We start from the raw sequence: 12,557 nt of genomic DNA on the forward strand, positions 1-12,557 counted from the left end.
AAGCGCATCTAAGCCGGGCTTATCTCTTTGAAATCTCATCATTGCCATTTCGGATTGTGATTTGAGCATTCTCATCGCTATATATGGCTTTGCTTGGATTACCTTCGACAAAATGCAGCGCAGCATAATCACTGAGACCGTAGCAGGTCACATCAAGCTGACTATGGGCAAAACGCTCGAACAGGTCGTACTTTTCGTCGTTCTCAACAAAGTGAGCAGATGCTAAACCTTTCAAAAGACCGATCCCTTTGATGATGGAGTAAGCCTCTGGATCACTATCGGTAATCCCATAATCGAACCAACAAATAGCGCCTGCGCTCATCCCGCAAAGTATGATGCCGCGGTTGTAACACTCTTTGAGAATCTCATCGATGCCCCACTCTTTCCAGAGAGCCAACATAGAACGGGTATTGCCACCGCCAACGTAAATCACATCTTGCTCGAACAACTTGGTTCGCCACCCTGTCTCTAACTTGAACAGAGGAAAGTGCGTGAGGTGTTCGCTCAACTTAGCATTGTGGAAGCGGGTGATGACCTCTTCCGCATCGCCAGTAGCAGTTGAGAGATAACAGATTTTGGGGTTCTTCTTGCCTGTTAAAGACAAGATGTACTGGTCGAGTTGGCTTGGGATCTCTCCCATCATCCAACCACCTCCGCCAAGAACGACGCAATGTTTCTCCATACGAATGCTCTTTTAATCCTTCAAAAACATGCTTTGTGACAAACAGAATGGAGAGTTAAGGCGTGACCTTAAAACCCTTTACACTCCATCTTCGGAAACGGAAATATGAGCGTTTTAAAACACCCCATTTGTATTCCGTACCTTACCACCAGCAAACAGGTTATACAGTCGCATGTCCATGCTGATTCCTTGAACTGCATCCCAATGTTCTACTAATTCACTATCTTCCACTTTCCATGTATCGATGATGTTCATCCCTTTTGAATCATCACCACGATGCGCTGCCTTAAGCGTGGCATGAGAATGCACAATGACGTGTGCTCCGTCGACAAAAACGTACTTCACATCGTAACTAAACTCTGGTGCATTTTTCACCAAATCACTCATAGTTTTGATAACGCCCTCGATACCATCTGCCATATTGCGATTGTGCTGTTTATAGTTTTTACCTTTGAAGCGATCTCGGATGGCGTCAAAATTATGGTCGTTCATTATCTGTTGTACAAACGTCAACGCCGCCTCTGCATTCGCTTTGTCTTCCTGACTCCAATGAGCCTTAATAAAGGATTCAAACTCAATTTTTGAATTAGTCATAAGTTACTCCAATTTCGGTTCTCGTCGACCACTTCCTCGTGGCTTTAATTTAGCTTGCAAAATGCAAGTTAAATAATTTGCTTGCAAAATGCAAGTGAATTATCATGACCACAGTTATAAAGATTAAATAGAGGAATATCATGCCTAGACGCTCCAACTGCCCTATTTCCAATGTCCTGGATATCGTTGGTGACAAATGGAGTCTGCTTGTGCTGAGAGATCTGATGTTTTTTGGTAAACACTCTTTCTCCGACCTACAAGGCTCAGAAGAAAAAGTCGCCACAAACATTTTGTCGAGTCGCTTGGAGAATCTTGAAAAAGAAGGATTAGTTCAGAAACAGGTAGACCCTTCTGACAAGCGCAAAAAGGTCTATTCTCTGACACCAAAAGGCAAGGACATGCTGCCTATTCTTCTAGAAATGATGATTTGGAGTAGTAAGTACGCTCCAGAAACGAACGCACCAAAAGACTTTCTCGATAGAGCAATAAATGACAGAGAGAGCCTAATTGACGATGTGTTTAAGCGTCTGGATAGTTAGTACTTTCTCAAATAGAAAAAGGAGCGATTGACCGTTCCTTTTTTCTCACTATACGAAGTTCTCAAAATCAAACTTGAGCATTATTCATCTGTTTTTGTTAACGGATTCGTGGATAACGAAAGACAATCACTGAACCATTTTGGCTGCCAGAAAACACGTTTTTTAGAACTGAATTCAGACCATTCGCCTCGCAAAATTAGTGCTCTTTTTCATAGCATAGACGTGCGTAGAATCAGCAAAACAACCAACACAGAGTTTCATTTATATTATTGAATTTATTGAATTTTAAATTCCTGCCATATCGAAGTTACTTCGCTTAGCGAATTTATATCAGACCATTTTTCTGTGATTGGTGCTTCTTAATTTCTGATTGTAATCGAATACAATACATATGCACCCCGTGCAATAAAAAAGGAATTATATGAAAACGCTTATTTACGACACGCTTGTCAACCTTGCTAACCAAGAACCTGAACACCACGCAAAGATCCGCCAAAATCTCTATGAGCAATTGGATTTGCCATTTGATAAACAGCTTGCTCTTTACGCATGCGCGCTTGGCCCTGCGAGTTCTGGTAAATTGGAGAGCCGACAAGGTATCGACAATGCGGTAGACAGCGCAGTGAGACTGTTAACGACTCCTGAACGTTAATCAGCTTTACACTTGTAACGGCCCAACTCCCCTGACGGGCCGTTTTTCTCCCTATAAATTAATATGTTCGGCTGGAGATAACATACTTCAATCAGTCTATGCACTTGTTAGTTTTAACGCGGTTTTGAATACTGCCATCTTCCCCACGCAGTTTATACGTTGATTGGTCAATTGCTAAAATTCGATCTTCCGTTTTTATGTTATCACCCCCAATTGAAATCAGGTATCCATCTTTAACAAACCAAGTTCCCGTGAATACTTCTTCTACTTTTTGGCATGATTTATCCTCATACCAACGAGCGACTAAGCTGCCGTCATGGTGATAAGTGAGGCTAACACCTTGCTTCATGAGAGTCTGATCTGTCTCACTTAATGTCCAAGTTCCAACAAATAAATCCCTAACTAAAGGGACATTGTTAGGAGCAGATGACTTACTCGTTCTTTTCCGTGAAATCTTTACAACATCGGAGGTAACCAAATTTAAGATACCATCGTACATGGGCTCTGAGATTGTTGTCGTGCTGCGCTTTTTCTCACTCACGATAAGTCGCTCTTTTAAACTGTATATCAGCTCACCTTCGATATCTAAGAGCACCTCAACCGCTAAGTCATCCCCATCAAAAGTAAGAACACCGTGTGCTTGTTCAGAAAAATACGCAAAACCACCTTCGATACGAGTTAACGTGTGATGCCCTTTTAAGTTCATAACAACACTAGTGTTGGCATTTAAGGAAAAATCGAGTGTATCCTCAAAGGGGATGGGTTGGTCATTAAAAAACGTCTTGTTGTATATTGTAGCTTTTTGATATGCACTCTCGAATATTTTCTTCATGGCTAGCTCTAAGTCTTTGTCCTCTTGCGGGCTATATACGACCACATTGGACATTCTATCTGACTCTGATATATCCCCTTCTAGCCACAAGCCCCCAATTGCAACAGACTTTAGTGGTGCTTCTTCTATATATTCACCATTTTGTTTCCGATAGTTTTTAAACTCAGTAATTGTTGATTCGAAACGCAGCCCCTCAGTTGTCTCTTTAGACGTAACAAACGTGATCTCTTCCGATTTTTGTCGTGTATCTGTTACAAATGGAAGTCGGTTTTGAAGATTACTTGGAAGTGTATCTAAATCGCCATCAAAATTGACATATAACTGGCTATCCTTCTGCTCGACCGTTGTGATGGATGTATTTGATATGTAGGGACCGAACACATACAACTCTGCATTGGAATAAAATGCTGAAAAACACAAAAATAACAACACAACTACTTTCATTATCATTCCTAATATATTGTTATAGTTTAATCCATGGTAACTATTGGGAATTTCCCTGTGAAAAATTAATCTTTAATGTTAGTCATGATTACATTAAATCATTTATTACATCGCACGGAAAATACATTCAATAATAATTAACCTATCTCTGCTAATCTGGCACAACCTATCAATTTTTCTTGTGCGTCTCAAATTGGTTTGACCCTCAACTTAAAAGATTCAATTCTCTCTACCTGACTGGGCAAAAATTTGCATTTAAATTCAAGGTACGTAGTCTCTTTTGGTTGCATGACGAATATTTCATTTTTACCCAGACAATTACCGATAAAGCTACCGTCAACATCAAAAGCTGACGCTATCACTTCACGTGAATATAATGCCTCATCTAATCGGTTTTCTTGCACAACTGCTAGACGGACATCATTCCCATCTATGAACACGTTTTCCAGTGTTAAGCCATATTCTGTTTTGAGACCCGCAAAATACTCAACGGTTTTCTCATCCACCTTTCTGTCTTCAAGTAGGCCTCCCAATGACGGCTCGATGAACTTTGTATAAATCAACCCGCTTACAATAATTGCTATCGAAAAACCACTTCCCCAAGAGAATCCGTTCAAGATCCCGCTCATTCCTTTCATCTGTGTTCCAACCCTTTGTATATGATGCTTATCGAGGAGCTTAAAAATATGTGCTACGCTTCTGCACTAAAACTAAAACACTTAACTTCCGTACTTGTCATCTATCTATTACGACTTACTAAATGTATATATCGGGCCTTCCCACGATTCATCATTGAAAACTTCAACAGAAAAGTCCCCATCAGTGTAATGGCCTATTACCTTCTTCCAGAATGATTGACCTTTTACGTTTTCACTTATCACCCTAACAACCCAGTCTTGGCCGAACATATCAAAAACCTGACTTGCCACCTCACTCCCCACGCCCTTTTGCTGGAACCTCTTCATTATGAAGAACTCTTCAATGAGGTATCTCCCTTGTTCAGCACTAGGGTCTGAATTAACAATGACAAAACCAGCTGGTTGTCCCAAGACTCGCACTAATAATGGCGTATACTCTTTAATTTCGAAGTATTCATCAACGTCCGCAATCTCGAAATAACCTTTCTCATCAACATCATCTTCTTCATATATCGAGAATTCGTACTCATAAAATTGCAGCAAGCTTTGAATCAATTCCTTTTCACTGGGTGATATTTCTTGCACCTCAATCTTCATATTTTCTCCTGAGATATATTGCCTTGTTAAGAGACGCCCCTGGTAGTTTTATTGCTACAAGTCACTTTAATATTTTAAATCAATGCATATCAAAAACACGACATTCATGGCATCGTCGTTGAATTATTTGCTATATCGTTTTTTCCCGCATCCAAATATCTTCCGATTTAAACGCATACACATAAAGCGGATACATGTAAACCCATAACATTCCCATCCCCGTAACAAACAAGAACAATGTCCCAGCACTTAGGTAGGTTAGTAGAAAAAGCACGCTAAATATCGCAAAACCCAGCATCGAAAGTGCATTAATTCCAAAGATGACAATCGCTAACAGTTTGCTCCCGACAGCAACTCGATAACTGAAGCCGTAAAAGCTAACAAGAGAAATTGCAGTTATGAATGACCCAATAAACGAACCGATATCAAGCTCTGCGGAGAATGGTAATTGAATAATGTTTATAACTGCCAAGAAACACATTACCCAGAATAAAAACTTCCACTTTTTCACAAAACCTCCTTATTTATACAGCACCTTATTAAGAGTGAACTAGCATAATCAAACACCCCACATATGACATTAACCAATAAGCCTAACGTACAATAACATTGCTATGTGTTTAAAATCATTATGTAATAAGTTGTTATTTTTATGTCACACCAGGTACTGTGTTTAAATCTATATACCTTTTACCATGATAATCTACTGTATTGAAAATCCCTAAAAGTTCAATTTCTGGTGAACGCTTTAAGACAACCTCAATATTCTGTAACTCTTCATCGTAATCATAGACGTAGACACCGATATTCGTGGGCTCTAAACAGGATGGCACATTAACCAAAGCAAATTTGTCGTAGCCATATTCGGCCGCCAGTTGAGCTCCTCGATATACATATTGAGAAACGGAGTGTGCTATTGCCTCGTTAGTATCTGGAACTTCAAGCATATAGAGAATATCGCTAGCATCTACTGTAGCTTCAACCCCACAAAGAAATAGCTCATCGTGAAGCCTGTTTGATGCCCCTGAACAGCCAACAAGAAGAAGCATTGATATGGTTATATATAAGATTTTGTAGTTCATGGCTTTTCCAAAAATATCACTGCTTATTAGGTATTTTCTATGTTTTTTCATTTACTGATTCTGATTTAACCCATTTAGTTTTGTCAGGGTCAATTATGTACCCGTTCATAATCATCCCTTCAGAAAAGCAACGACTGTCCTTATAGAGATGAAGTACCCTAGCTCTGACTTTATAATAGCCCACTATAAAATTGCCTCTTTCTAACAACTCAAATTTACCATTCGCTTTCAGACTCAGATAATGCGCCGAGTCGCCTTCATGGTAATAGACTCCATCATATGTCGGTGAGTCAGACATGGAACCACACGCAGCTAAGACCATCAAAATAGATGTAAGTACTAATCTTTTTAGTATGTTTATAATCATCTTTTCCTCTTAAGTGCCTTATTAGCTTTAAACACACTTTGCTATTGTTAATAAAGTATTTTTCCACGTTTTATTTGGGTCAAAATCCTGATGTAATCCAACTTCAGCGTTGTCTCCTCTAAGACCATGCTGCAACATATACGTTGGAATGTATTGAGGAGGCCCTAACTTAATAAGGTTGTCGCAAATAGGAGTGCTCTCCGAAATAACACGATTTAGAGCTTCCTGAAAATTACTCACAACACTTTGTGGCTTATTTCTCAACATTTTTACACGTAAAACTGGAATTGCTTGGTGTGCAGACTGATCAATCACTCGCTTAGTATCAAAAAGCCCATAGGACATACCGACCAAGTAAAGGTCGGCTGCTTTAGCATAGTCTCCCATATCCAAACAAGAATTCACGCCATAGAACAGATCTACGGGATTACTTTTGTTTGTTAACTCATTCACAGCGACACAACTAACGGGTTCAGAGGTGCGTAAATTGCCTTCGGCCTCATAATTTACAATATTATTTTTAGTCGTCGAATTACAAGCTGTTAGTAACATCGCGAAGGTACTCGCCAGAACAACTTCTCTGTTCATGCTCTTAATCCTCTTATAGAAATGTAATATCGCGTTCAAGTAAAACCATCACGTGTCGCAAATCGCTCTTAAACAATTTGTTTTAGTCAGATGCATGTATCGCTAAGCTTCTGGTCAAAGGATCTATCACCACTTTTGCATACATGTATTTCTATTCTTCCATCTGGAGTATTTGGTTTAGCCGTGAAACCAACAGTGTGCTTTTCATAAAGTGGCGCAGCATCAAGAACTTCCTTTGGCACATTAACTTCATAGCTCCTAGAGCCACTCCAATAAGAAGCGGTCCTTTTAGCCAATAACTGCTGAGTAGTATAAAAAAGAAGGTATCTAGCATCGCTTTCTAACTTGATATCGCCACCGATACCCGACCATTGAACCATCGCATTGTTGGTTGAGTACCCTGTATATGCGTGCTTGGATACCTGGTTGAAACCAGAATCCAATTGAAGAACGATAGGAGCAAAATGCCCACCAGTCGTATCCCAGCTTGTTGTTTTTAAGCTTTTGAATTCGATTCGCGAAGCCTCCTCCGGTAATTCCAACGCTAAAACTAAAGAGTTCTCTCCATTGGTATCCAGAATCTGAGAGGTCCGATCAATGTAAAATATTTGCGCGCTAGGGGCACGCTCTAAAGATGTGTACTTCAACTCTGAAGCGCTATTACAACACGCCTTAGATGTCTTGATCTTTTCAATCAAATCTTCGCGTTCAGCTAGATATGCATCCGAAGAAGTTGAAGCACAACCGCTCAAAACACTACCACATGCAATTAATGCTATTCCCAACCTCAAATTCATAAGTTTCCTCTCTAATGATAGCGGTTTATTAAAATGCAAGTATCGCCATGCAACACTACTGTGCAGTGCTCCATTTACTTGAGCGACCGGATATCAAATGCCATCTGCCAAAAAAATAACTTCCACAAAACGCACAGACTTATACATAACCCACATCTATAACCGACAAGATATTGAAAAACCAGATAACACGAAAGATTTAGAACACTGAAGTGAGACGAGTAACTACAAAACTTTGCCAATACTTAAAAATGAGAGTTTGGAAGAGGAAAGGCAATGTACGCAGCGAGGTGTCACGAGTTCGGAATAGATCTTTAGGAAACAAGTTAGCGGACGTGGTCAACTTGGCCTTTAACTATCGACAGTTCCGAAAGCATATGAGTCACGCTCAAAAAATGTAACAACCCCTTAATGTAATTTGCTATAAATATAGGATGTCAATTGACTTACGCTACTCACCAAACTTCACATTGTTAACGAAAGAAGAACGTCATTACGTCTAATCATTGTGCCTTCTCCAATATCCGATAGCTCCGAGTGCCGTAGCTAATTTGCACAACGTGAAGAGGTGAACAACGAGTAAAAATGACATACGCCCGCAATCCCCCACATGATCAGATTGCTTTGAGTATTGTTAGAAATGGTCGCAAAACTTAGAATGAAGTGTAGTAATTACTGTAGTCACCAAACAATGGCTTGAACTGCTCTACCACCACGACTTTGCCCTCAATACACATCGACTCGCAAATTACCTGAACCACCTCACCATTGTCCAACTCCACAGCAGCTCTATAAATATGAATGCTTCGACTTTTACCAGGAGCATTGGTGTTATCCCACGAAGATAGAACCACTCCGTGATGAACCCTTATAAGCTTGCCTCGAAAATATAATTGTTCAAAACCAACAGCTATAATAATTACAATACTAAGCAAAAATAGTGCGTACTTTGCAATTCGAGTCATCAGCATATTAAGTTCCTTCAATAATACAGTCCCTTCTGTTACGAGATAAGCAACTTAAAATCCAACCTAGCGTATATAACCTAAAACACTAGACCCAACGTATATAGAGAGTGTCAATCGTTGCGAATCAGTCTTAAACAGTTTGCTATGCTTTAGGTTGGCAGTAACCAAGATCCTTTAACCTCTTAACTGTTTCTATTGCCTTTGTGTCCCGCTCTTTTAATCGTTCTTGAACAATTAAGCTTTCTTGGGACTTTGAAAAATCAAGGCGTCCAGACACAAGGTCTAGTTGAACACATGCTCTGTTTAGAATAGCGTCATAATCTCGTTGTTCTGCGAGTTCAGCAAACTCAAGCGCCACAAGCATTGTAATATCATTTTGTGAATTTCTATCGACTTCTAAAAATCGCATTTTTGAATAGAGCAGATCGTTCAACAAGAAACTCGAGGTTAAAAACGCGGAAATAATACCGCTCAGCGTCGCAGCAACGAAAAAGCCTAAAAAGACAACTCCTTTTCTCATACTTTCTTATTTTCTCCATTGAATCGTAACGCTTTATTAAGGTGGGAGGCACGCAATACCGATGCTACCGCATACCTGTTTAACCGCTAAAACCAGCTTACAGTAACAAAGCCACGCGTTGTGAATGCCTCTTGAACATTTTTGTTAAACGCACATATCACGCGCTTAATTAAATATTGCTCCATGACCTTCTAGAACTGATAGTTCACCGTACTCTATAGCCTGACTTACTTTTTTGTAAGGCAAATACACAACAATAGAATAACCAGAATGATGATCAAGATTAACGGTTGTTGCATCTGAAACCTTACCTGATGGAAGCGTAATCCGAACATCGTAAACTACCGCGGTGGTCCTATATTGTCGATTTGCAGCTGCTTTAAGAAAGGCAGAATTGAGCAAATCAATGATCTCGGATGAAGGTGGGTATTCGTTCCCTTCGAAGACCGATACATCAACAACGTCTCCTGTTAAAGGCATCGCCGCACCATATGGATAAAACTCTCCACACTCAGCTACCATTTTTCCGCAAAAGGCAGCACCGAGTCAAATAAGTATTGTGCGTCTTCTTTCCCTTTACCCAAATTTCCAGCGAAACAAAATGAACTAAACATAACAGCAAAGCTATCAAACTCAATTTCACCTGATTAGCCTCCATATGTCGTTTAACGCCCTGCTAAGGGGTGAGCAGCACAATACCGAAGCCGCCGCATACCGCCTTAATCACTTAAACCAACGCATAGCGAAAATGCTACATGTTGCAAATCAATCTTAAGCAATTTGTTATGTGTCAAATTTTAAACTCGAACTTAGCTTTTTTAGGGACAGTTTCCCCTTTTTCAGAAGGCGCATACTTCCGTTTTGATAAAATTCGCACAGCTTCAGCATCGAACACTCCTTTAGGTACGGAGTCAATAACCATTATGTCAATCACATCACCCTGACTACTAATATTAAACGTGAGTACAACAGTACCGACTAATTTTTGTTTCCCTGAACTTTTAGAGTTCCTGGGCGACACACTGTCCCGAGCTTTGTGTCCTTGATAATTTGGGGAACTAGCACTTTCAATTAAACCAACACGCCAGACAATAATGCCGCTATAAATAATATTAAAATCTTCATACTTAATCTTTGACAACATAACGCTCTATTAAGGGGTGAGCAACGCAATACCGAAGTTGCCGCATACCACCCTAATCACTAACACCAACGCATAGTAAAAATGCTACTCGTTGCGAATCCATCTTGAACAATTTGTTATGTGTATGTTTGACACTTAAGCTCACCTTTCAAGATAGAGTAGCTTACGAAGCCACCAATTAAAGGGAGACTCAAAGACAACAAAATTACCAGTACTCGATGTCTAATTTTTTTGGCATGGAAAGCGACAACCGCTGGTGCAAACCAAAGGCCAAGCATGCCTATACACAATAGCGCTACTACCAGCCAAGAAACCCACTCGTGTCGCCCAATCGTCTCCGGAAAGATAACATGAGTAATTAGTTGGAAAGCAAACACACTAATATAAATTAAGATCGAGAGTTTTATGAATTTCAATTTAACCTCTTTGAATAGTTCTGGGTTATTCGGACACATAACGCCGCATTAAGGCGTGAGCAGCGCTGCCACGAAACTAAACTATGCCATCGAAAACACAAAACCCAACGATGGAATGAGAAATGCCACGCGTTGCGAATCCCTCTTGAACAGTTTGTTAGGCGACATTTCTAAGTTTAACTTCTTTCTCATACGAAGATTCGTTGTATAGCCAAATAGCAAAAAATGCGAAGAACATCCCGACCGTGTAAATTGAGTAATTAAGAGCATGATCCGATAAGAAAATCGTAATGCTTGCCGCATCAGAAGATGGATAAAGGAAAATAACATTAAAAATCATGTACAAAATAGCTGTTACGAAAGTTGTTCGGAAAAGCCAATTTAAACATCCTTTCTTTCGCGATTTTTGCCAATTATCAAATGCTTTACCATTCATTAATCCACTCCTTTCCTATCAACTGAAGCTAGATTCACGCCAAGATACTATCACTACTCTATCGTTTATATCATGTCGTCTAACGCCCTGCTAAGGGGTGAGCAACGCAATACCGATGCCGCCGCATACCACCTTAATAACTAAATTCAACGCATAATGAAAATGCCACGCGTTGCGAATCACTCTTAAACAGATTGTTAGCTTTATATGCGTTTTGTCGCGAATAATATACATAGTAAAGCGAAAGGGAATAAAGTCACTAAACTAACTTCTACTGTATCAAGAAACCTTGCTTGTTGAATGTACGAAACGACACTCGAAACAAAGCAATAGATTATCGATACAAAAAATGCAATGAAGACTTTCCCCCCGCTAAAGCCTTTCTCAATGTTCAACTTATAGTTAAGAACGATAAGGGGTAGCAATAACGCTATAATGTTGTTCCCTTGAAGAGCTGGGATTGAAAGTGCAGAACCCAAGTATATAGAAAAAGAGATTAGCACTAGATAACTAAATAGCGACAATATTGTATATTTAAACATCACTTTCGCCTTTCTAACTCTGCCGTGTACTTTTGCATTTCGCTATAAGAAAACTCATGAATTCCCACTAGAGCAATTGATGCAATCAAAACAGCTACATTCCCAGAGCTAGCACCTTGTTTGATGATACTCCAAGCGGCTCCGCCTGCTCCATAAGCTCCAGGATTTGCTCCCAAGATACTTGACCATCGGTTAAAGTCATTATGAAATTTTAGAATTTCAGTTAGCTCTTCAGTAGTCAGTGACCACTCTCCCCATTGAGGATTTACCAACACATCTGTGCATCTTGTTATGAGACAACTCTTTAAAGGACCGCTACTTAAGCTATGTATAATTGCCATAGCTTGTTGCCTAGCATTGCGGCCCAACTGACGATACATGATGGTTCCAGACATAGCTTGCGAGACTTTAACAAGATCTCCTTGAACTAAGTGTTGTGGGATATTCAATATCTTCGCCAATGATTTAACCGCATCGGCTTCGTTGCTAGGTAATTTATAAGGCAAACGACTAACGTTATTCATTACTCTCATTCCGTTGATAATAGAAGAAAGTACTTAATACAATCAGAAGAAATAGTGACCTATTTATCATCGCCATCTATGCGATCGACTTCTAGAAAGCTAACGCCCTGTTAAGGGGTAAGTAACACAATACAAAAGCCGCCGCATGCCACCTTAAACACTAAAATCAACGCATAATGAAAATGCCACGCGTTG

Annotated in this window: 17 protein-coding genes; 2 read left to right on the forward strand and 15 right to left on the reverse strand. The window is 39.9% G+C overall.

Annotated features, from left to right (window positions below; translation table 11 throughout):
* Positions 1-19 precede the first annotated feature (19 nt).
* Entirely contained in the window at positions 20-682 is a 663-nt protein-coding gene (locus KIT90_RS25400) for a peptidase E (protein WP_285379345.1), read from the reverse strand.
* Positions 683-796: 114 nt separating this feature from the next.
* The gene (locus KIT90_RS25405) at positions 797-1,276 is read right to left on the reverse strand and encodes an ester cyclase (RefSeq protein WP_122067460.1); all 480 of its coding nucleotides are present in this window, start codon (positions 1,274-1,276) and stop codon (positions 797-799) included.
* 140 nt (positions 1,277-1,416) lie between these two features.
* On the opposite strand from KIT90_RS25405, the gene KIT90_RS25410 reads away from it, so the two are divergent.
* Positions 1,417-1,815 (forward strand): helix-turn-helix domain-containing protein, encoded by a 399-nt coding sequence (locus KIT90_RS25410; protein ID WP_285379347.1) that lies wholly within the window; start codon positions 1,417-1,419, stop codon positions 1,813-1,815.
* Between the two features lie 421 nt (positions 1,816-2,236).
* Positions 2,237-2,467, forward strand: coding sequence for a PAS factor family protein (locus tag KIT90_RS25415; protein ID WP_005442035.1), 231 nt, complete (start codon positions 2,237-2,239; stop codon positions 2,465-2,467).
* Between the two features lie 91 nt (positions 2,468-2,558).
* On the opposite strand, the gene KIT90_RS25420 is transcribed toward KIT90_RS25415, so the two are convergent.
* The 13 genes from KIT90_RS25420 to KIT90_RS25495 all read right to left on the reverse strand — a co-directional run bounded on the left by KIT90_RS25420 (position 2,559) and on the right by KIT90_RS25495 (position 12,362).
* Entirely contained in the window at positions 2,559-3,743 is a 1,185-nt protein-coding gene (locus tag KIT90_RS25420; protein WP_285379350.1) for a hypothetical protein, read from the reverse strand.
* A 188-nt stretch (positions 3,744-3,931) separates the two neighbouring features.
* Positions 3,932-4,381: a metal ABC transporter ATPase gene (locus KIT90_RS25425; RefSeq protein ID WP_285379352.1), complete on the reverse strand. Its 450-nt coding sequence runs from the start codon at positions 4,379-4,381 to the stop codon at positions 3,932-3,934.
* Between the two features lie 108 nt (positions 4,382-4,489).
* Complete coding sequence (locus tag KIT90_RS25430) at positions 4,490-4,978, reverse strand: GNAT family N-acetyltransferase (protein ID WP_180825146.1); 489 nt, start codon at positions 4,976-4,978, stop codon at positions 4,490-4,492.
* A gap of 130 nt (positions 4,979-5,108) precedes the next feature.
* Complete coding sequence (locus KIT90_RS25435; protein ID WP_285379354.1) at positions 5,109-5,489, reverse strand: hypothetical protein; 381 nt, start codon at positions 5,487-5,489, stop codon at positions 5,109-5,111.
* 139 nt (positions 5,490-5,628) lie between these two features.
* The gene (locus tag KIT90_RS25440; protein WP_032801955.1) at positions 5,629-6,111 is read right to left on the reverse strand and encodes a hypothetical protein; all 483 of its coding nucleotides are present in this window, start codon (positions 6,109-6,111) and stop codon (positions 5,629-5,631) included.
* Positions 6,112-6,454: 343 nt separating this feature from the next.
* Positions 6,455-7,015 carry a hypothetical protein gene (locus KIT90_RS25445; protein WP_180825144.1) on the reverse strand — a complete coding sequence of 187 codons (561 nt, stop codon included), beginning with the start codon at positions 7,013-7,015 and terminating at the stop codon, positions 6,455-6,457.
* A gap of 86 nt (positions 7,016-7,101) precedes the next feature.
* Complete coding sequence (locus tag KIT90_RS25450; RefSeq protein ID WP_180825143.1) at positions 7,102-7,812, reverse strand: hypothetical protein; 711 nt, start codon at positions 7,810-7,812, stop codon at positions 7,102-7,104.
* Between the two features lie 653 nt (positions 7,813-8,465).
* Positions 8,466-8,783, reverse strand: a complete 318-nt coding sequence (locus KIT90_RS25455) for a hypothetical protein (RefSeq protein ID WP_180825142.1) — start codon at positions 8,781-8,783, stop codon at positions 8,466-8,468.
* A gap of 139 nt (positions 8,784-8,922) precedes the next feature.
* The gene (locus KIT90_RS25460; RefSeq protein WP_032801952.1) at positions 8,923-9,300 is read right to left on the reverse strand and encodes a hypothetical protein; all 378 of its coding nucleotides are present in this window, start codon (positions 9,298-9,300) and stop codon (positions 8,923-8,925) included.
* 165 nt (positions 9,301-9,465) lie between these two features.
* Positions 9,466-9,780, reverse strand: coding sequence for a hypothetical protein (locus tag KIT90_RS25470; protein ID WP_285379356.1), 315 nt, complete (start codon positions 9,778-9,780; stop codon positions 9,466-9,468).
* Positions 9,781-10,090: 310 nt separating this feature from the next.
* A complete protein-coding gene (locus KIT90_RS25475; RefSeq protein WP_285379358.1) occupies positions 10,091-10,444 on the reverse strand; it encodes an energy transducer TonB in 354 nt (117 codons plus the stop codon).
* A 573-nt stretch (positions 10,445-11,017) separates the two neighbouring features.
* A complete protein-coding gene (locus tag KIT90_RS25485; RefSeq protein ID WP_285379359.1) occupies positions 11,018-11,296 on the reverse strand; it encodes a hypothetical protein in 279 nt (92 codons plus the stop codon).
* A 541-nt stretch (positions 11,297-11,837) separates the two neighbouring features.
* Positions 11,838-12,362, reverse strand: coding sequence for a hypothetical protein (locus tag KIT90_RS25495; protein WP_080536258.1), 525 nt, complete (start codon positions 12,360-12,362; stop codon positions 11,838-11,840).
* Positions 12,363-12,557 lie beyond the last annotated feature (195 nt).

Source organism: Vibrio sp. B172a, from assembly GCF_030248355.1.
GTDB lineage: Bacteria > Pseudomonadota > Gammaproteobacteria > Enterobacterales > Vibrionaceae > Vibrio > Vibrio owensii.